20 protein-coding genes and 1 riboswitch are annotated in these 22439 nt (G+C 39.7%); of the genes, 13 read left to right on the top strand and 7 right to left on the bottom strand.

Annotation, left to right across the window (positions count from 1 at the left end):
* A riboswitch (SAM riboswitch) is annotated at positions 1-104 on the bottom strand.
* Between the two features lie 87 nt (positions 105-191).
* Positions 192-779 (bottom strand): hypothetical protein, encoded by a 588-nt coding sequence (locus D3P12_RS11665; protein WP_118195697.1) that lies wholly within the window; start codon positions 777-779, stop codon positions 192-194.
* A complete protein-coding gene (locus D3P12_RS11660; protein WP_118195696.1) occupies positions 766-1263 on the bottom strand; it encodes an RNA polymerase sigma factor in 498 nt (165 codons plus the stop codon). Before D3P12_RS11660 ends, D3P12_RS11665 begins: the two co-directional genes overlap by 14 nt.
* Positions 1264-1788: 525 nt before the next feature.
* Between D3P12_RS11660 and D3P12_RS11655 the strand changes: the two genes are divergently transcribed.
* The gene (locus D3P12_RS11655) at positions 1789-3804 is read left to right on the top strand and encodes a BCCT family transporter (RefSeq protein ID WP_118195695.1); all 2016 of its coding nucleotides are present in this window, start codon (positions 1789-1791) and stop codon (positions 3802-3804) included.
* Between the two features lie 14 nt (positions 3805-3818).
* Here D3P12_RS11655 and D3P12_RS11650 read toward each other — a convergent pair whose 3' ends face one another.
* A complete protein-coding gene (locus D3P12_RS11650; protein WP_118195693.1) occupies positions 3819-4664 on the bottom strand; it encodes a universal stress protein in 846 nt (281 codons plus the stop codon).
* 366 nt (positions 4665-5030) lie between these two features.
* On the opposite strand from D3P12_RS11650, the gene D3P12_RS11645 reads away from it, so the two are divergent.
* The 8 genes from D3P12_RS11645 (at position 5031) to D3P12_RS11610 (ending at position 11271) form a co-directional block, all read left to right on the top strand.
* Positions 5031-5882, top strand: a complete 852-nt coding sequence (locus D3P12_RS11645) for a mechanosensitive ion channel family protein (RefSeq protein ID WP_118195691.1) — start codon at positions 5031-5033, stop codon at positions 5880-5882.
* Positions 5883-6063: 181 nt separating this feature from the next.
* Positions 6064-6606 carry a DUF7010 family protein gene (locus tag D3P12_RS15795; protein ID WP_118195689.1) on the top strand — a complete coding sequence of 181 codons (543 nt, stop codon included), beginning with the start codon at positions 6064-6066 and terminating at the stop codon, positions 6604-6606.
* 4 nt (positions 6607-6610) lie between these two features.
* Positions 6611-7105: a hypothetical protein gene (locus tag D3P12_RS11635; protein ID WP_157970332.1), complete on the top strand. Its 495-nt coding sequence runs from the start codon at positions 6611-6613 to the stop codon at positions 7103-7105.
* A gap of 5 nt (positions 7106-7110) precedes the next feature.
* Positions 7111-8079, top strand: a complete 969-nt coding sequence (locus D3P12_RS11630) for a WD40 repeat domain-containing protein (protein WP_118195685.1) — start codon at positions 7111-7113, stop codon at positions 8077-8079.
* A gap of 51 nt (positions 8080-8130) precedes the next feature.
* Positions 8131-8349 (top strand): hypothetical protein, encoded by a 219-nt coding sequence (locus tag D3P12_RS11625; RefSeq protein ID WP_118195683.1) that lies wholly within the window; start codon positions 8131-8133, stop codon positions 8347-8349.
* An 8-nt stretch (positions 8350-8357) separates the two neighbouring features.
* Positions 8358-8756 (top strand): hypothetical protein, encoded by a 399-nt coding sequence (locus tag D3P12_RS11620; protein WP_118195682.1) that lies wholly within the window; start codon positions 8358-8360, stop codon positions 8754-8756.
* Between the two features lie 35 nt (positions 8757-8791).
* Positions 8792-9970 carry a Na+/H+ antiporter NhaA gene (gene nhaA, locus D3P12_RS11615; protein WP_118195680.1) on the top strand — a complete coding sequence of 393 codons (1179 nt, stop codon included), beginning with the start codon at positions 8792-8794 and terminating at the stop codon, positions 9968-9970.
* A complete protein-coding gene (locus D3P12_RS11610) occupies positions 9970-11271 on the top strand; it encodes a DUF389 domain-containing protein (protein ID WP_245977440.1) in 1302 nt (433 codons plus the stop codon). The genes nhaA and D3P12_RS11610 overlap by 1 nt, the downstream gene beginning before the upstream one ends.
* Before the next feature lie 17 nt (positions 11272-11288).
* Here D3P12_RS11610 and D3P12_RS11605 read toward each other — a convergent pair whose 3' ends face one another.
* The 4 genes from D3P12_RS11605 to D3P12_RS11590 form a co-directional block, all read right to left on the bottom strand.
* Positions 11289-12707 carry an alanine/glycine:cation symporter family protein gene (locus D3P12_RS11605; protein ID WP_118195676.1) on the bottom strand — a complete coding sequence of 473 codons (1419 nt, stop codon included), beginning with the start codon at positions 12705-12707 and terminating at the stop codon, positions 11289-11291.
* A gap of 303 nt (positions 12708-13010) precedes the next feature.
* Positions 13011-13682: a pyridoxamine 5'-phosphate oxidase gene (gene pdxH, locus D3P12_RS11600; RefSeq protein ID WP_118195674.1), complete on the bottom strand. Its 672-nt coding sequence runs from the start codon at positions 13680-13682 to the stop codon at positions 13011-13013.
* Between the two features lie 47 nt (positions 13683-13729).
* On the bottom strand, positions 13730-14836 hold the full coding sequence (locus D3P12_RS11595; RefSeq protein WP_118195672.1) for an alanine racemase: 1107 nt from the start codon (positions 14834-14836) through the stop codon (positions 13730-13732).
* Positions 14836-15285 (bottom strand): GNAT family N-acetyltransferase, encoded by a 450-nt coding sequence (locus D3P12_RS11590; RefSeq protein WP_118195670.1) that lies wholly within the window; start codon positions 15283-15285, stop codon positions 14836-14838. Before D3P12_RS11590 ends, D3P12_RS11595 begins: the two co-directional genes overlap by 1 nt.
* A gap of 144 nt (positions 15286-15429) precedes the next feature.
* Here D3P12_RS11590 and D3P12_RS11585 point away from each other — a divergent pair, with 144 nt between their 5' ends.
* The 4 genes from D3P12_RS11585 to D3P12_RS11570 all read left to right on the top strand — a co-directional run bounded on the left by D3P12_RS11585 (position 15430) and on the right by D3P12_RS11570 (position 22397).
* Positions 15430-16506, top strand: coding sequence for a LacI family DNA-binding transcriptional regulator (locus D3P12_RS11585; RefSeq protein WP_245977439.1), 1077 nt, complete (start codon positions 15430-15432; stop codon positions 16504-16506).
* 329 nt (positions 16507-16835) lie between these two features.
* On the top strand, positions 16836-19817 hold the full coding sequence (locus D3P12_RS11580; RefSeq protein WP_118195668.1) for a SusC/RagA family TonB-linked outer membrane protein: 2982 nt from the start codon (positions 16836-16838) through the stop codon (positions 19815-19817).
* Between the two features lie 18 nt (positions 19818-19835).
* Positions 19836-21392 carry a RagB/SusD family nutrient uptake outer membrane protein gene (locus D3P12_RS11575; RefSeq protein ID WP_118195666.1) on the top strand — a complete coding sequence of 519 codons (1557 nt, stop codon included), beginning with the start codon at positions 19836-19838 and terminating at the stop codon, positions 21390-21392.
* Between the two features lie 12 nt (positions 21393-21404).
* Positions 21405-22397, top strand: coding sequence for a SusF/SusE family outer membrane protein (locus tag D3P12_RS11570; RefSeq protein ID WP_118195664.1), 993 nt, complete (start codon positions 21405-21407; stop codon positions 22395-22397).
* Positions 22398-22439 lie beyond the last annotated feature (42 nt).

Raw genomic sequence — 22439 nt, 5'->3', positions numbered from 1 at the left:
AATTTATATTTTCCCGTTAATTCGGGACAGGATTTGGCACCTTTTCCTTTCAGATGGTTGCCAGTGGTTCATCGAGCCAGTCTCTCGCCACTTCTTTATAAACCAAGACTCTTAGAGAGTAATGATCATGTCCTTTTAACAAGGCACATTGCAAATATACAATCCATTATTGGATTTGCAAAATAGTTTTTTCAAAATTGTTCGCAAACCCTTTCCAAATTGTCAATAATTTCCTGCAATCGTTGCGATTCTTTGTTATTATAGTGTTTCATAAATACGAATTGACAAAGTATAACCCACATGATGCTGACAGCGATGTAGATGAGCAATTCCCAAAAGGGTAGAACAAAATACATCTCAAAAGCAAAGAGTCCGAGCGCAACACTGATTAAGATGACATAGGTTTGATAGGTCTTTGTATTTAATTTAAATCGGGATGTTTTATAATCCCTCAGGTCCTGTATAAATTCTTTTGGTTTTTTTAAGAGTGAACTCGACTTGTTAATACGCAGGTAGTCGACGATCTGTATTCGCAAGTAGAATACAAGGCATGCGATAACGATGATCATCGCCAGGTGAGAGGTCCAGGTCACAAATGTAGCTGTGATCCAAATGGAAAATATGGCTACAAATGCCAATGCCACAATAATTGTTTGCAGCAGTAAGCGATTTTCATACTTACGTTTCTGTTGTGCAATTTTTTTGCAAACACCTTCAATATGAACCGGCTCGGTTTGCTGCACTTTCCACAGCTTCTTTAACTCATCAAAATCTTTCATATCGATTATATAGTTGTGTCAATTTCGCTTTGATGCGATGTATTTTCACACGCAAGTTTCCTTCGGATATACCTGAAATTTCCGCTATTTCAGGATAAGGTATTTCATCTAACACCATGGTGATAATAATTCTTTCATTCTCTTCGAGTTGAGCGATGCATTTATACAATTGTTCAACCTGTTCCTCTTTCTCAGAGACCGTATCAGCTACCGTCTGGATGATATGTTCGTTCAGTTCATCGGCAATTTTCTTTTTTTCGACACGCAGGTGCGACAAACAGGTATTGATGGCGATCCGGTAGATCCAGGTCGATATTTGGGACTGATTCCTAAAACTATCCAGATTTTGCCATACCTTGATAAAAGTCTCCTGCATCAGATCATTAGCCAAATCACTACTTCCGGTATATCCGTAGCATAAATGGAAAATCCTTTCCGAGTTTTTTTCGAAGAGTTCCTGAAATAGTGCTTCCTTATTATCCATTCTTTCCAATTAGAGCGAGCAAAGCAAGATTTGTTACAGCTGGTGTTCGGTCTAAGCTAGTTATTTATTTTATTTAAATTCTCTCAAGACCTTGTTCGGATTCATAGGGGAATTTTTACTGAATTATTTGCTGATATATCCCTATTTTCGTCGATTTATACGAGAGCAACAGGGAATTAATAGATTATTAATTGCTAAATACCCTTTACAAGGGTCTTACCAAGGTACCCGAAGGTGATTTTTGTTTTTCATTGTGGTCGCGTTGATTTTGTGCACTTGTTAAGGGTCGACATTGCTTAATCTGGTGTAAGTTCGAGAAATGAACGCTTTATCAATTGTGAAACCATTGCTCCCGATAGCGCTATAAAGAAATCGTTATCTGTTCTATGTAAATTTATACTATTTTATTAATTTGGGATCCATGCGTAAATGGTTTGGGAAATCACGTTTTAGACTTTTTCGTTTTAATTTTATTTTGAGGATGTTTCCGACTATTTTGGCTGCGGAAGAGACAATGAAGAAAACATGATAAAATTTTCAAGGGTAAGGACCACGTTAAGCGGAGCAGTTGTAATTCCCAGTTTGATTTTCATTTTGGGCATTTGTTTGTTGTCTGCTATTTTTCCTCAATTCACAGAGAGTCTTCTCAATATCATCAAAGACTTCATCTTCGTCAATCTAAATTATGTTTATGTCTGGTCTGTAACGATCTTTGTTCTGTTTTTGATCTATCTTATGTTCAGCAGATACGGCAATATCCGACTAGGGAAAAATAATAGTAGGCCTGATTACTCTTTTTTTTCATGGATATCCATGCTATTTGCTGCGGGGATGGGTATTGGACTGATGTATTTTAGTGTCGCCGAACCCATGCAGCATTATTCCAATGAAGTGTTTTCTGACAATACGGCTACCCAGCGTGCCAAAGATGCACAGCTGTATACTTTTTTCCACTGGGGAATTCATGCTTGGGCAATCTATGGTGTTGTGGGGCTGTCTCTGGCATATTTTGCATACCGATACCGGTTGCCACTTTCTTTACGGAGCTGTTTTTATCCTTTGCTGAAAGATAAGATCAAAGGACCCTGGGGTAATACTATCGATGTTTTCGCTCTTTGTAGTACATTTTTTGGTATTACGACAACGTTGGGTTTTGGTGTTGTTCAGGTCAACTCAGGGCTGGAAACACTGGGTGTTCTACCCGATAGCAACTTTATTTATCAGGTAGTGATTGTCGTGGTATTGGTATCACTTTCTATTATATCGGCTGTGAGTGGAGTGGATAAAGGAGTAAAGCTTCTAAGTGGTATAAATATCGTAGGGGTTGTTGTGCTTCTATTATTTGTCTTAGTTCTGGGGCCCACCGTTTATTTGATAGGAAGCTTCACGGAGGGCATCGGGATATATATCAATGAGTTTTTCAGCCTCACGTTTAATACCCATGTGTACGACTCGAATACACAATCTTGGTTTTACGACTGGACGATACTATATTGGGCGTGGTGGATTTCTTGGTCACCTTATGTGGGGTTATTTATTGCTAAGATCTCTAAGGGACGGACAATACGAGAGTTCGTAGCGGCAGTTTTAATCATACCGACCTTATTTAACTTTATCTGGATGTCTGTTTTCGGGAATAGCGCGATATGGTTCGACCTGAACGTTGCCAATGGGGCGTTGAGTCAGCTCGCTACCAGTCCGGATGCCTTGATGTTTCGTTTTTTGGAATACTTGCCTTTAACCGAAATAGTAAGTTTTTTGGTTATTGCAATCATCATCGTGTTTTTTGTCACCTCTGCTGATTCTGGTATGTTCGTAATGAACAGTATTGCTACAAAAAATGCCAGAATTTCTCCTAAGTGGCAAACGATTGGATGGGGTATTTTGCTTGCCACGCTTGCACTGATGCTGCTGAATGCAGGGGGACTTAATGCTTTACAGAGCATGACGTTGATAACAGCTTTGCCGTTCTCAGTTATTATGTTGCTGTTCATCGTTAGTTTGGTTAAAGCTCTTTCCATTGATAGGGATTATTATGAACGGGCTTTTTCGGAAACAACCGTTCCTTGGTCTGGTGATTCGTGGAAGGAACGCTTGAAGCAGATCATCTCCTTCAATGATAAGGAATCTATTGATAAGTTTATAGACACGATAGTAAAAGATGCATTTTCTGAGCTGCAGAAAGAGCTTGCTGAAAATAATATTGAAGCCATGGTGAACTTTAAGGAGAATCCACACAGGGTGGAGATTGAAGTTCCATATGATATTGTGAACAACTTTGTCTACGGTATAAAAAATGAATCAAGAATAATAGCAAACTATTTACTTGATGAAGGTAATCTGCCTGATATAGAGGAACGCCACGTTTTTTTTCCAGAGTCTTATTTTGGGGATGATCGAGAAGGATACGATGTTCAGCTTTTTACAAAAAAAGAATTGATATCCGATGTGTTGAAACACTATGAACGATTCCTCGAAATGGTTTCCGAAGAGCGTAATAGAATGTTTATTAGCAGGGATGCTCACCAAAGGTTAAGGTAAGGAGGAGCGGAATGTCATTCTGTGTCTTCTGAAGTGAGCAGAACAGGAGTCTGGGCATTGAGAATAATCGCTTTCGCCAGACTTTTATGCAGAAGCTTTTCAAAAAAAGGACGAGAGTCGATTAGGGTAATCAATATCATATCGGCCTTCAGACGGCTCGAAATCTGATTAATAGATTCTATGTTTTCAGGAACGTGCATTATTTCCGCAGATAAACTATTTATTCCCACTTCTTTTTCCAATGTAGTCTTCCATTGTGTTAGAGTCAACAGGTCGTCATCCGTTGGCGTATCCTTTCCTTCATGTATATGAACAAGTGTGCAAGAGGCAAGTACTCCATCAAACAACTCGTTAAAGCTTTTGAGGCTCTTGATATCGCCCTGTTGATAGTCAGTAAAGAAGACGATATTTTCCAACTTAAAAGAGCTGGTTTGCTCGGGGACAATCAATAAAGGACGTGACACATCCCTAGCAACGTCGTAAGTGTTATTGCCTAGTAAATCCAGTCGAGCTCCAGATGCTCCATGAGCCCCCATAACGACTAGGCATATATTTTCTTTTTGGATGTAATGGTTGACCGCCTCGACGAGGTTATTTTGGGTGACACTTGATGTTACTGGTATGTTCAAGTTCGTTCCCAACTTATCTATAAATTCGGATAACTCTTTTTCTGCATTAATTTTAGCTTGTTGCTCATCTTTCTGGTTGGCAGAGGAACTCTGGAAAGCAGAGGTAAACGGGCGATAAGCATGGAGAATATGGACACGAGCCTGCATTTTACGAGCTAATTCTAGACTATAACGTGTAGCTATGAGCGAATTTTTGGAAAAGTCTGTTAGTGACAAAATAGTCTGATTCATATCTTATTCTCTTTTTTTAAAAAGTTATATTGCTAGTATTTTACGATACTGACAAAAATACAAAGCCTTAACGGAATTGACAAGTAATAAACCATAAACCAAAAAAGAGACGAAACCGTTTGCCAAAAGTTAATTAGTCATCTAAAATTGTAAAATAGTGAATGGATTTGTGAAACTAAAGTTTATTGAACTTTAAAAGTTGTAGTTAAATATTCTTTTATTATATTAGAAATAGCTCGGTTTTTTTACGGTTTTTTCTATAAATCTTTCCGTAAATCGTGTGCCGGACTAAAGAAAGCGCATCGTGGCTGGCGCTTTTATATATTGATAAAGATAGATATTTCTTGATTTAAACAACTCAAAACAATGGACAATTTAAAACTAAATGGCATGGAACAACATTGGAACGATTTTTTATCTTCTGCAATTTCCTGGGCTCCACGGATTATCACCGCAATTATTTCTGCATTGCTAATATATATAATAGGTGCTTGGATTATCAAGTTTATTAATCGAGTTGCCGCAAAAACCTTTGAGAAACGACATATGGAAATTTCTCTCCAGCGTTTTCTATTAAATTTAATTAATTGGGGGTTAAATATACTTTTGTTTATTATCGTGGTGACGCAGCTTGGTGTGCAAACTTCTGCGTTTGTAGCCATAATCGGTGCAGCGGGTTTAGCTGTGGGGCTGGCTCTACAAGGGTCGCTGGCAAATTTTGCTGGAGGGGTACTCATTTTGTTGCTCAAGCCTTTTAAGATAGGTGATTATATTTCTGCTGATTCGGGTGTATCTGGAACCGTGCAAGAAATCGACATTTTTAATACAAAACTTACTACGCCCCAAAATCAATTGATTGTCGTTCCAAATGGCGAGCTGTCTAACAGCAGTATAACCAATTATACGAACTTAGGAACACGCAGGACATGGTTTGATATTGGTGTTTCCTACAGTGCTAATTTGGGACAGGCAAAGGATGTTTTATTGGAGGTAATAAGTAAAAATGAATATGCTTTTAAAGATCCCGCGCCTCAAGTAGTCGTAACAAGTCTTGGCGATAGTGCGGTAAATTTGTCGATTAGGGTAACAACGTCTAACGAGCACTTTTGGACCATGAATGAGCAATTGATTATTGATTGTAAGGAGGCTCTTGATAGTGCAGGAATTGAAATTCCGTTCCCGCAACAAGATGTTTATGTTCGTCAAAACACGCCTTAACTATTCTCGTTATCCGCCAGCGAAGTTTTTCGTTTTTTTTTGCATTTAAAGTCATGCTCCTTTTCTGAGGTATCAGAAGGATTATATTGTCATTTTTGTATCTTTGGCAGCTTGTTTCCATAAATATGCTTATGGACTCTCCGTAAGCATATTTTTCATCTAATCACACTCTAATATTTACATGGAACAACGATGCTTAGATAAACTAAAATTTGAAATTCAGATACAAGCAAAAAATGGAATTGACTTTATCGTTTCTGCTGGGATATTGTGGCTGATAATAGTGTTGATTTGGCTTCAAGAGTTTTCTTCGTATAACAAAAGTGTTTTTACCTTTATCCTCGCTTCAGCGATGCTTCCCTTGGCATTTTGTTTATCTAAAGCTTTTAAAACCAATTGGAAAATAAAAAACAACCCACTTCAGCCTTTGGGTCTATGGTTGAATTTTGCACAACTTGTTTATTTTCCAATACTATTTTTTGTGTTAACAAAGTACCCTGATCACTTTATACTTGTATATGCTATTATTACCGGTGCACACTTGTTTCCCTATGCATGGTTTTACGATGAGGCGGGATACGCTGTCGCATCAATATTAATTTCAACAGGTTCATTTATTATAGCCTTATTCTTTGACTCAACAATGAGTTGGCTAATTCCACTGTTCACATCGATATCTCTATTTATTTTAGCGATATCTATTTTTATAAGACTGAAAAAATAAAAAAATGAAGAATAGAACGTTATGCATTCTCCTATTTTTTAACATGCTGGTTACCGGAGGTCTGGTAATATATATAGTAAAAAACAATCATGTTGAGGTCGATTTGTCAAATGAAGTCTTAAAAGTCAGAGGACTCATTGTAACTGACTCTATTGGTGTGGAACGCATTATTATTGGAACGCATCTTCCACCGGCACAATCGTTTGGTTACAGGTTTTATAGAGGCGATAACTCGGGTGTCTCTGGCGTGATGCTTTATGATCACGAGGGGCAAGAAAGGGGAGGTTATGTAACTGATGACTCTTATGGGAATGTGTTTCTAACCCTAGATTCGAAAATTTCCCAGCGCGTGTTATTTATGGCTGAACCCCAAGGTGCAGCTAACCTAAAAATGTGGGGTAAAAATGGCAATCAAATCAATCTAGGCACTTCCGACATGAATATTTGGATGGATGTTTCAGACAATGGGAAGAATCAAAGTTTAATCGAAAGCAAATAATACGAATGAAACTACATAAAATTATTTTACTATTGTCTCTTTGTGTGCTTCTTACCAATTGTAAGCAAAAGGTTACGGTTAAAAAACATAAAGTCACGAGTATAAACCCGATAGCTTACACCGATGTTATTTTCAAAGCAGGTCGTGACACGGTTTTTGTTTCCACTTTCGACGGGAAAATATATCAGCTCGTTAATGAAAACAATAACAAAAAACAAATAGCTGCGATTGGTGATGAAATCTACGACTTAGCTTATCATGCCGAAAAAAATGAGCTTTATGCAGCTACCTTAAATTCTGGTATTGTAATCATCAATGTGCTCAACGGAGCGGTTATCGATAAATTACCGATAAGGGAAACTTGGGCTTATCAAATCTGCTTCAATACACAAAATGGTATCTTAGCTACGTTCGACTTTAAAGGTAACCACTATGTATGGGACACGAATAATGATTTTAGGAAGTTGGACACACCTGATGACTTAAAGGGAATGTCCCCAAAATACATAGCGGATAACGGCGACATTTATTTTGATGGACTGGGTAAACTTATTTCTTGGAACTATAGAACAAACAACATCAAACAAAGTCAAATTAGTGGTAAAATCGCTGACGTGGATGATAACAGAAACGTTTTGATCATGGGCGGAAAAGAATTTGCTTTCTATGATACGAGAGAAGACAGCATAATTTACACGAGGTCTCATCCCAATTGGCCAATTTATGTTCCACAGCAAGACAGTATTGTCAATATCCCTTTAAGCTTGGAAGTTCTTTTTGGTTTAACAAGCAATAAATCTATATATACTCTTGGTTTGGATAAGTCTATTCGCGAATGGAATAAATGGTCGGGTAGGTTAATCAAAACCTACTCAAAGCATAGAGGGACTCCAAGCGGTATGGACATAACGGCGGATGAGTCTCAATTGGTTACTGTCGATCTTTTAGGAAAAATCTGTTTTTGGAACCTGTAAGATTGTATGGTAAGTTGTAATATAGGTGCCGCCATCTTAACTTTGCACTTTATGGGTAACGAAGAAAATCAATCTGTTTTTAAGGAAGTGACAAAAATGGTTAAGGGTGCTGTTGGTCGGTTTGCAGGGTGGCTTATGCCAAATCCGAATGATCACTGGGCGATCCAAGTCTTGAAGAGTATAGCCAAAATACCGGTAGTTCTTTTAGTAGTTTTATGTTCCCCTGTTTTAATTGTGGTTTTATTAATAATTTTCCTAATTGCGCTGTGATTATAGGAATGAAAGAAATGTTTCTGCGATGGTGGTTTCTTATAGCTTTAAGCATTGCGGTCATCCATCAGGTTCTCCAAAAGATACTAAATATTCAGATACAGGTTGTCGATTCCTATCTTGATCCACTTTTGTTTTTGCCGATATTACTTCAACTAATGCTTTTTGAACGCCGCTACCTATTTGAAAAAGACGCTCAATATGTTTTCTCCTGGTATCAGATATTAATGGTGGTTTTTGTTGTATCCATGGTTTGTGAAGTTTTGTTTCCACTTTGGAATCCAGCATTTACTGCAGACTATATAGACGCGATTTGTTATCTGATAGGAGGTGTGATATTTGGTGTTTTTTTCAATACAACATCTGAGTCTGGTTTAATTCCTATACTTCCGATAGTCAAGTTTTAATAAAATAATTAACCTTATTTTGATATATTTGTTAGATGAAACAAGTGATCAACTTAAAGGCATTTCCTAATTTTTTAAAGCACGAATCAGCAGGGGGAATCATTCTTTTCTTCTGTGTTGTTATCTCATTAATTATTGCCAATACGCCCTTAGGTATCGGGTTTAATAACTTGCTTGAGACCCAGATTGGTTTCAATACTGAGTCTGTCCATTTAGAATATTCACTTGCATTGTGGATAAATGATGGGTTAATGGCAATATTTTTCCTTTTGGTTGGTCTTGAGATTAAACGAGAATTAGTTGAAGGAGAATTAGCCTCACCTAAGAAAGCTGCTCTACCAATTATTTGTGCTCTTGGCGGGGCGTTGATACCTGCGGCGATTTACATGTTTCTTAATAATGATACTCCCACTGCCAACGGGTGGGGAATACCGATGGCTACAGATATTGCATTCGCTTTGGCAGTGATAACAATGCTTGGCAAGACTGTTCCCGCATCATTAAAAATATTTTTAGCAGCATTGGCCATTGTTGACGACTTATTAGCGATTTTGGTTATCGCTTTATTCTATTCTTCTGATTTAGATTTTACTTACCTAGCCTACGCAGGAGCAATATTATTACTTTTGGTTCTTTTCAATTATTTTGGGGTTAAAAGTATCGTCTTTTATTTGATCCCAGGCGTATTTATTTGGTATTTCGTTCACCATTCAGGTATTCATGCCACTATAGCTGGCGTGTTGACAGCTTTGACGCTTCCAACGACACCAGATGCTATCGAATCACCACTAGAAAAATTGGAGCATATATTAACTAAACCCGTAAACTTCCTTATAATTCCTGTTTTTGCATTGGCGAACACCAATATTCGTTTTGAGGCTGGTATGATCGAAGGTATTTTTTCAAGTCTTGGTATGGGAATTATACTCGGTTTAATCATCGGCAAACCTGTTGGAATACTATTGTTATCGTGGCTTTCTGTTAAGGGCAAGATATGCCAGCTGCCTCAAGGCGCTAAATGGATACATATAGTTGGAGTTGGTCTGTTGGCCGGTATTGGTTTTACGATGTCTATATTTATCGCCTTACTGTCTTTTGCTGACCCTGATTTAATATCGATTGCTAAATTTGCAATTTTAACTGCTTCGGTTTTGTCAGGGGGAATTGGGTTTATATTGTTGAAAATGACCGGACGAAAACAAAGTTTATCATAATGAACAAGTTGTTTCGTAGGTTTGATATCCGTTCAGAGCAAGAGGATTACGAAGTGATCCACAGCGTAATGGAAAGCGGGATAGTTTTCAAAGGTACTAATCTTTGGATATTAATATTTGCAATTTTTATCGCTTGTGTAGGATTGAACGTAAATTCGACAGCAGTGATTATTGGAGCCATGTTAATATCACCCCTTATGGGTCCGATTATTGGGATGGGCTATAGTCTTGCAACCTATGACTTTACCTTGTTAAAGAAATCAGGTTCTAATTTTGGTTTTGCTGTTGCTTCAGGACTTGTTACTTCTACACTCTATTTCCTAATTACTCCCATAAATGAGGCTCATTCTGAGCTTTTGGCTAGAACTCAGCCCAACATATACGATGTTTTAATTGCGTTATTTGGTGGGTTAGCGGGAATAATAGCCATGTCCAGTAAAATCAAAGGAAATATTATTCCGGGAGTTGCCATCGCAACTGCATTAATGCCGCCACTTTGTACGGCAGGTTATGGGCTGGCAACAGCCAATTGGAGTTATTTTTTAGGAGCTTTTTATTTATTTACCATTAACACGGTATTTATTGGGGCGGCTACACTAATAACAGTTCGGCTTCTAAAGTTTCCTGTCATCACTTATACAGATGAAAAACAAAAAATCAAAGCAAATAGATGGGTTACTGTTATTGCTCTAATGACCATGATCCCTAGCATTTATTTTGGTTACATCATGGTTCAGCAAGAAAATTACAATCAGAATGCCACGTCTTTTATTAACAACGAATCGTTTATAGAGGGTGATTATTTGCTTCAGTCTGACATTAATCCGGCAGCTAAGAAAATCTCGCTCGTGTATGGTGGAAAAGCCATTACTGATAGTGAAAAAGAAGAAATGCAAGACAAATTGGCTTTCTATGGCTTAAAAGGAACGAATCTGGAAATTCGACTTGGTTTTGAAATCGGTGACACGGAATTGAGAACTTCTATTCAGGATAAAACCATCACAGAGTTAAATCGCCTTCGATTAGACTTAGCAAATAATCAGGCAAAATTAGACAGTATTTCGAACAATAATGAATTGGCACGAGCAGTCTTTCATGAGATCAGCGCACTTTTTCCACAAATTGTCGCTTGTTCAGTCGGAGAGCAATTGTTTTTTACGGACTCGCTTACAACCCCTTATTATCTTGTCGTTGTGGATACGGCTACTGAACCATTAACTGAAACTGATCAAGCAAAATTAAAGTCATGGCTGGCTACCCGTTTAAAAGCAGATTCAATACAACTATTTGTTGCCAATTAAGATTTTTGAGTTAATATCTACCACTCGCTGGTATTTTTGATATCCTTATGGTCATCTGCTTTGTAAACCGGATCCTTCCCTTCTTTTCGCTGCCGTTGATAATCTCTCCATAAGTTCATTGCAGGTTTCCTCAGAAGTAAGAGTGCAATAACATTTAACCAGGCCATTAGCCCAACCCCGATATCGCCAAGCGTCCATGCTGCCTTAGCGGTTTTAATGGATCCATAATAAGTAGCAGCCAAAAGAAAACCCCTTAACAGCCAAACTAGCCAACGTCTATTTCTCTTATTGAGATAGCTCAAATTTGTTTCTGCTATGTAATAATAAGCCATGATGGTAGTAAACGCAAAAAACAATAATGAAATCGCTATAAAAGCACTTCCTAGTCTCGGAAAATGGTGACTAACAGCATGTTGTGTGTATTCAGCACCGATAGACACATTCGGTATGTTTTCAATCAAGAATCCTCCCTCAGGATCAACAATATTATATTGGCCAGTAAAAAGAATCATAAACGCAGTTGCAGTGCAGACAAATAATGTATCTACATACACGGAAAACGCCTGTACCAGACCTTGCTTTACGGGGTGACTAACTTCTGCGGCAGACGCAGCGTGAGGAGCTGTCCCTTGCCCTGCTTCGTTTGAATAGATACCGCGTTTTACACCCCATGCAATCGCCATCCCGAATACCCCTGCGGTAGCGGGCTCTAATTTGAATGCTGACCTAAAAATAAGTGCGAGTACATCGGGGATTTGTTGGATATTCATGGCTATAATAACAACTGACATGAGAATATATGCGGCAGCCATAAAGGGCACAATAACTTCTGCAACCTTTCCTATGCGCTTCACGCCACCAAAAATGATCAATGCCAAAAAAAGAACAATAGCAATTCCTGTGAACTCGACAGGAAAGTCGAAAGCATTATTCATACTAAGTGCGATACTGTTACTTTGAACGCCTGGTAAAAACACGGCTGTACTGATAATCGTTACAATAGCAAACAGCATCGCATACCATCTTATTCCTAGGCCTTTTTCGATATAAAATGCTGGGCCGCCTCTATACTGTCCGTTGTTAACCTGTTTATACAGTTGTCCCAGCGTGGCTTCTATAAAAGCGGATGCGCTGCCTAAGAAGGCGATTATCCACATCCAAAAGATAGCACCCGGACCCCCCATTGCGATAGCGATAGCCACACCTGCGATATTTCCTGTTCCGACTCTTCCTGAAATAGCAATGGCAAATGCCTGAAAAGAGGTTACACCTTTTTTTGAAGATTTACCTGAAAAAAGTAAACGAATCATTTCCTTAAGGTACCGGATCTGCAAAAAATTAGTTGTAAAAGAAAAATATACCCCGGCTCCCAAGCATAATATAACTAAGGCGTTGCTCCATACAATTTCGTTGATTTTACCTATTACTTCGTCCATTTTACAAATAACTATACGAAAATTTAATGATGAGTTTTAATTATCAAGATATTTAAAGTAAGTAAAAATAGATGAGCTACGAAAAGAAATAAGGCAAAAATCTTGAATAAATAAGATTTGATCGATAGATAAAAAAAAGAAAGGCTCCCAAACGGGGAGAATGGGAACCTTTACTAACCAATTATAAACCTAACCAGAGATTAACAAATATGATGCCTAATTACAACGTTGGCATAGGCCAAGCTACTATTGTATTGATTATATTACAATAAAAATGTAAAATGATGGCATATTTATCAATGATTAGGGTGAAATGCGAAAAATTTCCCATTTAGAGGTGTCATATTTGTAGACAATTCTGTCATGTAGCCTGTTCGAACCGCCCTGCCAGAATTCGAGTTGTAGAGGTTTTACACAGTATCCTCCCCAAAAATCCGCAAGTGGGATCTCGGAATCTTTGTATTGCTCTTCTAGTTCCGCTAATTTCTTTTCAATAACGCTTCTGCTTTCTATTCGCGCGCTTTGGTGTGACGCTAAAGCGCCAAGCTGGCTGCCACGGGGGCGAGAATGAAAGTAGGTTTCAGATTCTTCAAAAGAAACTTTCTGGGCTGTCCCTAAAATGCGTACCTGCCGCTCAAGTTCTGGCCAAAAGAAGAGGAGAGAGACTTTGTTGTTTTCTGCGATTTCCTGACCTTTTTTACTGTCGTAATTGGTAAAGAATACAAAGCCGCGATCATCAATATGCTTTAGTAAGACCGTTCTGGCATTGGGTTGTCCGTCGGCGGTAGCTGTCGCTAAGGTCATGGCATTGGGTTCCATAACTTCTGAATGGAGTGCCTCGTTGAACCATGTAATGAATTGTTTTATAGGGTCTTGATCGACTTCTGCTTCACTAAGTTCCATTTTTTTATAATCCGTGCGGATGTTATGGAGTTGTGAAATGTCGGTCGACTTGCCATCGTCTGGTTTTTTCATGTTAGAAATGGATTTAGAAATTGCTATCAAAAATAGCTTTTCTAATTCTAATTCTGATGAGCAAGCTGAAATACCTTGATCTCTTCCTCGAATTTCTTGTCAACATAATTCGAGTTCATAAGCCGTAACAGCCCCATATAGTCTACCTTGAATTCAATCAGGTCACCGACCTTGAGTGATTGTTCATTTGCTCCGAGGTCTATGACAATCATGTCTGAACTGGCACCAGCGATCTCCATGGACTTGTCGATCGGGTCGAGGTGGTTTACTTCAATATCGAGCAGGCCAACATCGACTATGGCACGATAAGATTTATTACCGAGGTTGCTTTGATCGAAGGTTGGTGTGTCGCCTGTCAGGTTGACACCAAATTCGCCAGTCGGTACCGATGGTTTTTCTGTTAGTTCAATAATTTCAGCACAAAGTTTAAAAACATCATTGTGCATAAAATCGAAGACTTCATTGTGATAGACATCGGTTCCAAAGTACAGCGTTTCGCCAACGCGAAAGTGATTGATCCCTTTCGGCAGGATCCCTTTCTTGATTAAAGGGATGGTTACTGAGGTGCCGCCGGATACATAGGGTATCTTTCGGTTAAATTTGGCCTCGACCAACTCCTTGTAAAGACATAGTTGGATAAGTTTATCCTGATTAGGCAATACGCCATACATACAGGTAAGATTTGTTCCAATACCGATAACCTCGATGTTGGGAAGCTTGAATATTTTTGAATAGAACTCAATGAACTGTTCGCGCATAACGCCTTCACGCAGTTCACCTAGTTCAATCATCACTACAATTTTATGAACCTTGCCAAGCTCTTTCGCTGTTAATGAAAGCAGTTTGATGGTTTCATACTCCGTATTAAAGCTGATATCTGCAGATTCGACAATACGAACTACATTGGCTTTTGCGGGTGGTTTGATATAGATGGTCTCAATTTTGGGGTCGATTTTCTTGATCATTTCCAAATTGGTAAGACGCGAATCACATACCTGCTTAACACCAAGGTTGATTACCTCTTTTAGGTATTTTTCGTTCCCGCAAAGCATTTTGGCTACGACCGACCATTCAATGTTATTTCGCTTAAATAATTTTTGAAGCTGGTCGTAGTTATAGCGGAGTTTTTTCTTGTTTAAAGTAATAAAGGCCATTATTTGTCCTCCTTTATAAGTCTCATTTCGAGGTATTTGTTAGTAAAGCCGAGTTTTTCGTACAGCTTCTTTGCAGGATTGTCAGGTTCGACATGTAAGGCAATATCGCCTACCGTGACATCGATCGCCTTTTGCATCAGTGCTTTTCCAATCCCTTTTCCTCTTTGAGCTTTTTCTGTGGCAATGTAGACTAAAATATTAGCTGGAATGTATTCATCCATACCTGTTTTATTGATCACTACTGCGCCGCACAGTTCATTGTCCAGGCTTGCAGTAATAACATGGCCGCCAATACTTCCGTGTTCACCAAGTGCATAGTTGATCGCTTTTTCGATCGAGCTTTCTGGGTCGCCATACTGCTCCAGACTCTTAAAAAGAAACGATATGATTTGTTTTTTTTCTGATGTAGGTAACTGATTGTTTTTATTAAATTCTTTTATTTCAATCATTTTATATGTTTTCTCTCCGGACGGAGAATGCAAAAATCCCAGGTTTGTTGATTTTGTTAATGGGACTCCATTTGTAATAGAATTATTGCAAAAATACGAAAAAACAGGGTAAAATCAATATTTTTTCCAAGTTTTGGGTATCGAATGGGTTTTTGTTTTACTTTTGACATTGAACTAACGGAAGTAAAAAGCTTCCTTGCAGGTGAAGAAATGGAACCAATTAATATTAAACAACTAGCAGAAAAACTGAACCTCTCAACGTCTACTGTATCCCGTGCTTTTCGCGGAAATAGTGACATTAATCCGCAAACGAAGGAGCGTATCCTTTCCATGGCTAGGGAACTTAATTACCAGCCAAACCATTTAGCTAGTAACCTGAGGGAAAAGAAAACTAAGACCATCGCCGTGATCGTTCCCGAAATTGCAAATAACTTTTTTTCGAGAGCAATTAACGGAATTGAACGAGTAGCCAGAGAGAACGGTTATCATATTCTGATTTACCTGACGAACGATGACTTTCAGAAGGAAATTGAGTTTATAACAAGTTTGCAGAGTGGTAGGGTAGACGGCATTGTGATGTCTGTAACAGGGGAAGCGAATGATCATAGTTATATGCACCATATACGGCAGCGTAATTTGCCGATTGTCTTTTTCGACAGAATCTACGAAGATATCGATAGCTCGAAGGTTACAACAAATGATTATGAGAGCAGTTATGAAGCGACCAAGCATCTGATTGAACAGGGCTGCAGAAAGATTGCTTATTTGGTGGTCAATAAATTACTCTCTATTGGGAAAAAACGTATGCGGGGTTATCTAGATGCATTGAAGGATGCAGGTATCCGTTACCAAGAGGATTTGGTGATCGATTGTACCAACCGCATGGAAGAAAATCAAGCTCTTTTAAAAAATATTTTTAAGTCAATTAAACCTGATGGTGTTTTTGCATCGGTCGAGCGACTCGCTCTGGCGAGCTATTATGTGTGTCATGATCTTGATATCCGCATTGGCGAAGAACTGAAAATAATATCGTTTTCAAGTTTAGAAATAGCACCTCTTTTGAATCCGGCACTGTCGACTATTCTGCAACCATCGTACGCAATGGGAGAAGAAGCAGCCAAGCTTCTTTTCCGAAGAATTAATGGTTCGGGTGATGAAGAAGGGAATGAGACAATCGAACTGAAATCTGAACTTGTTTTTCGGAAATCTACACTCGGATAGAGTGTTTTTGCTTTATTAATCTGATTTTTTGATGGTCTTTTAAGAAAGTTATTAACATTTTATTTCTAAGCTTATTGTTCTGTACTTATTCTATATCCGTTTTTAAGTTAGCTTGTTTTTCGTGCTCTTTAATTGTTTAATCACTCTTTTTCTTGTCGTCGTTATTTCGGCTTAGTGTTAATTTTACACAATTAAACAGAAGCTATTTGCTTTTAAATTGTGAATAACTTTCTCTGTTTTTGATTTTGTTTCGGGAACGTTCCCGAGTATATTTGTTTTCAATGTGCGATTATAAACGCTCATTATAAACCCTATTAACCAAATATCATATGAAAAGAATCTACTTAAAAAAGACGTTTCTTTTATTTGTTCTTTTTATTTGTTCGCTAAGCTTATATGCTCAGAATGGACAGGTAAGCGGGCAAGTATTAGATGAAAATCGGCAGCCTCTTCCCGGGGTAACGATTAGCGTTCAAGGAACAACCATCGGCACGTCGACAAATTCAGACGGTGTTTATACACTTACGGGTGTGCCTCTTGGAACGCAAACATTATCATTCAACTTTATCGGTTATGAAGAATTGCAAAGAAGTGTGAATGTAACCGCGAATACACAGCTTGACGTGGAGCTGGTACCCTCAGCTGAATCTTTAAGTGAGGTTGTCGTTGTCGGTTATGGTACACAAAGGAAAAGCGACCTAACGGGATCGGTAAGTAGTGTTACGCCGAAAGACTTTAATAAAGGTGTTGTAGCGACACCGGATCAGTTGCTGCAAGGTAAGGTACCGGGATTGACCATTACCCGGTCGGGAGGTGACCCAACAGCTGGGGCGACTATCCAACTGCGTGGCCCGTCTTCATTGACTGCTTCAACAGCACCTTTCTATGTTATTGATGGTGTTCCGGGAGCAAATATCGACCTGGTATCGCCGGATGATATTGTTTCGATGGATGTGATGAAAGATGCATCATCGACTGCTATTTACGGTTCCCGTGCGGCTAACGGCGTTATTTTCGTTACTACCAAGCGAGGCAAGGCGGGTAAGCCTGTATTGTCCTATAGCGGTTATGCAGCAACAGAAAATGTGTCGAACCGGGTGAATGTTTTGAGTGCTGATGAATACACACAGTTTTTAGTGGATAATGGTTTGTCGGTATCGGAAAGTGAAGCAGGCGCTAAAACAGATTGGCAGGATGCGATTACACGGACTGGTGTTTCTCATAATCATAACGTTTCATTAACCGGCGGTAGTGAGGGAACTCGTTATAATGCATCTGTTAACTATTTTAAGAATGAAGGCATTGTTAAGCGTAGTGAAATTGAGCGTATTGTCGCTCGCTTGGGGGTTGATCAGAACGCTTTTGACGACAGGTTACGCCTGTCTTTGAACGTAAGTAACAGTGTGATCAGTTCGAACCATGTGGATTATGGGATTTTTAACGGTGCTGCGCGCTTTGTGCCTGTATCTCCGATTATGACAGATGATCCGTTTTACGCGCAGTATGGAGGCTATTTTCAGGTTCCCGGTAGAACGGGTTATATGAACCCGGTGGCGATGTTGAACCAACGGGACGAGGATCGGAGCAGAAACATCTTGTTGGCAACAGTAAAGGCTGAATTGGATATTCTGGAAGATCTGACATGGACGAATATTGGTTCGTACCAACGTCAGAATAGTGATAAGAACTACTATATGCATACGACGGATTTTGACTCGAGAGCTTTAGGTTTAGGATATGCGGAACGTGAAAACCTAAAAGATATCGACCAAATCTTAGAGTCGTTCTTAAACTATAATAAGACAATTAACGAGCATAGTTTTGATGCAATGGTGGGTTATTCTTATCAGAAAACGGTTGATAATGATGGTGTACGCTTGATGACAACCGGTTTCTTGTCAGATGACCTTGGTGCGAACAATCCGGATGCGGCTACGCCCCCTGTTGGCTATCGACATTTTGGTGATTATCCTTGGAAATTAGAGTCTTTACTGATTTCCTTTTACGGACGTATCGGATACAACTATAATGGAAAATACATGATCAACGCGACGGTTCGTCGTGACGGTTCTTCGAAATTTGGTGCGAATAATCGTTGGGCTACGTTCCCATCAGTATCTGCAGCTTGGCGTATTAGCGAAGAAGCGTTCTTGCAAAATCAGGATGTTTTGAGTGATTTGAAGTTGCGGGCGGGTTACGGTGTATCTGGTAATCAGAATATCGACCCGTATAAATCAATCACCATTTTCGGACAACAAGGTGGTCAGTTTATGTACAACGGCGAATGGCTGAATAGTTATGGTGTTAATCAGAATCCGAACCCGGATTTGAAATGGGAAACTACGTCGATGTTGAACATCGGTTTAGACTTTGCATTTTTGAACGGTCGATTGAGTGGTACGGTAGAGTATTATAATAAAGAGACTGAAGATTTGCTTTATGAGTATTCGGTACCAACGCCGCCTTATCAACATGATCGTTTACTAGCGAATGGAGCTACGATGACAAATAAAGGGGTGGAGGTCGCTTTAAGTGCCTTGGCTATTGAGCAGGAGGATTTCACATGGAATACGTCGGTGAATTTTGCCCACAACCAAAACCGGGTTGGTAATTTGTCCAGTAACATTGGGAACCTAAGTGTCTCGGAGCGTTATGAAGGATCAATCGGTTTGGAAGGCTGGACTGGGCAGACGGTAGCCATTGTTTTACCGGGTCAGCCGGTTGGAACATTCTACACGGCTAAGTACATTGGTTATGATGAAGAAGCCCGGAAAACAATCTACCAGAACGCTGGAGGTGAATTGGTAACTGCAGATCAGATTACCGCTCGTGATGATTACCAGGTTATGGGTTATGCGCTTCCGAAGTTTACGTATGGATGGAACAACTCATTTAGCTATAAGCAATTTGATTTGGGTTTCTTCTTCCGTGGTGTGTATGGAAATAAAATCTTCAATGCTACTCGTGCGGATCTGTCAAGATTGCCGCAAGCGGGAATCACCAATATTTCAAAAGATGCGGTTGAGGACGGCATTTTCGAAACGCCGACAATTGCATCAAGCAGATTCTTAGAAGATGGCTCATTCCTTCGCTTAGAGAATGCAACCTTGGGCTATACGTTTGACGTAAGTAATTGGAGATTCTTTAACAGTGCAAGAATTTATGTGACCGGACAGAACTTGTTTACCATTACAGATTATACGGGAGTCGACCCTGAAGTGAATCTTAATGGTTTGGCTCCGGGTATTGACGATCGGAATTACTATCCAAAAACGAGATCATTCTTGTTGGGAATTAACGTGAATTTTTAATTATAAAACGGATAGAAAATGAAAACCTACATAAAGAAATTTAGTTTATTGACAGCTGGGTTGCTTCTGGCCTTTAGTCAGTCGTGTACCAAGTTTGACGATAAAATGTACTCTGCATATACAGAGGATAATTTTCCAAAAACACCAGCACAGTTTGTTGCATTGACCGGGCCGGTTTATACGGCCGCAAGAGGTTATTTTGGTGACTACTTTGATCTGCAAACGGCTGGTTCTGACGAAGTCGTAATCCCGACCCGTGGGGGTGACTGGTTTGATGGCGGAAAATGGCGCGATATGCATTTCCATACCTGGTCTACATCGCATGAAGTGGTCAGAAATGCCTGGAACTGGGGCTTTAACGCGATTGGTACATGTAACCGTATCTTGAGCATATTTGAACAAACGGAAGAATCAGAATTGAAAACGCAGACCATGGCTGAAATTAAAACGATGAGAGCCTGGTATTACTATCTGATGATGGATGCGTATGGAAATCTTCCGTTGGTTACTACATTTGATGATCGTGCTGATTTGCCTGAAACTCAAAGCAGAGCTGATATTTTCAATTTTATAGCAACTGAGCTTGAAGAAAATCTCCAATATCTAAGTGAGGAGAAGTCTGAACAGACTTATGCACGGCCAACCAAATGGATGGCGCATAGTTTATTGGCTAAGCTTTATCTGAACGCGCAAGTATATACAGGTACCGCGCAGTGGGATAAAGTTGTCGAGCATGCTGATGCGGTTATTGAGTCAGGACAATATACCTTGGAGGGTGATTATTTAGCTCAATTTATGCCTGATAACGGTCCTTCGAATACGGAGCCAATCTTCTCAATACCTTTTGATCCGGCTCGGGCAACGGGTAATCAACTTTTTAATAAAGTACTGCATTATGGTCACCGGTTAACCTATGGATTGAGTGTGAATACCTGGAATGGTTGGAGTGCCCAACCGGCCTATTTCGATTTGTTTGATGAAGAGGATTACCGCACGCAGCAGTGGTTGTCTGGTCAGCAATATGACGCTACCGGCCAGCCTCTTGTGTTCAACGGTGTTAATGTTATCCTCGATCCCTATGCATATGCTTTATTACCAGGGTCAGATTTTGACATTGGTGGCGATGACAATATAGGACGTTTGGCGGGAGCAAGAAATGTAAAATATTACCCGGATAAAGATCAGGTAAGCAATAACGCTGGAAACGACGTGGTAGTTTATCGATTAGCAGACGTTTACCTGATGAAAGCGGAGGCTATTTTGAGAGGTGGTGCAGGATCGGTAACTGAGGCAGTCGATTTAGTCAACGAATTGCGAAAAAGGGGTTTCCCGGGAGATGCAAGTAAATTATATACGGCATCGAACTTGACCTTGGACGCGATTTATAAGGAGAGAGCACTTGAGTTAACTTTTGAAGTAACCAGACGTACAGATATGATCCGCTTCGGGCATTGGGAAGATGCTATGCTATTTAAACCCGCGAATACTGGTGAAACCTACAAAAGGATATTCCCTATTCCGCAGGATGCGATCAACACAAACGAAAACTTGGACCAAAATCCCGGATATAACTAAAACAGATTAACGATGAAACGAACATATTTAACGATTAACAGCTTGCTTATCCTGGTTTTTGTAGGGATAATCACCTTGGCTTCATGCAAGAAAGTAGAGCATGGAATCGATGAGTCTATCGTGTCGATCAGTGGAACGACACCGGGTTCTGCACTTTTAGGTTCTACGTTGAAAGTCGATCTTGTAGCGAACAATATCAGTAACCTGACGCTTTCAATTGTACCCCCAGAAGGTGGAGAGAGTCTTTATTCAGAAACGATAGACAATGCAGAAAATAAATATATTTTAAGTCACGAAATAGCTGTTCCTGTTGATGAAGCGTGGTTGGGCGAACACTTGATTAAAGTAAGTTATTCAGCGGCAGGCGGTAATGTAGAAAAAACGAAAGCTATTACCTTCGTTGAGGGTGACCCGGTGTTTTTCCTGGTGGGCGGATCAACCGGAGCGGGATGGGAACCATCTGCAGCGATTCCGATGAAGATGTATCAAACCGGTGAGGACGACGTGAGTAAAGATAAATTTGAAATCTTTGTCTATCTGGTAGCGGCTGACGGAGGATTTAAGTTCTTGCCGACGCAAGATGGCTGGGAAGGTGGCCTTGGAGATGCGGGCGATGGAAAATTGACTGCCGAAGAAGGCGATAATAACTTAACAGTTGATGAGGATGGTTTTTACAGGTTGCGGATCGATAAAGAGGCACTGACTTATGAAATCTTAAAAACGAAGTGGGGTATTATTGGCGATGCAACGGCAGGCGGTTGGGATGCGGATACCGATATGACATTTGTTGGTGGAAAGGGTAGTTATACCTGGACCATAACAACCAATCTTACTGCAGGAGAGATGAAGTTCAGAGCAAACGATGATTGGGCCATCAATATGGGTGGAACGGAAGGCAATTTGACTCAGGGTGGAAGTAATATTGCCATAGCAGATGCTGGTAATTACACGATTAACTTACACATGGATCCAAGCGGATACAAAGCGGAGATCAAGAAAAATTAATCTCTTTATAGGTGCTTCGGGATTTTCCTGAAGTACCTATAA

The sequence above is a fragment of the Pedobacter indicus genome, assembly GCF_003449035.1.
GTDB lineage: Bacteria > Bacteroidota > Bacteroidia > Sphingobacteriales > Sphingobacteriaceae > Albibacterium > Albibacterium indicum.
This window is presented reverse-complemented; position numbering and strand designations above follow the sequence as displayed.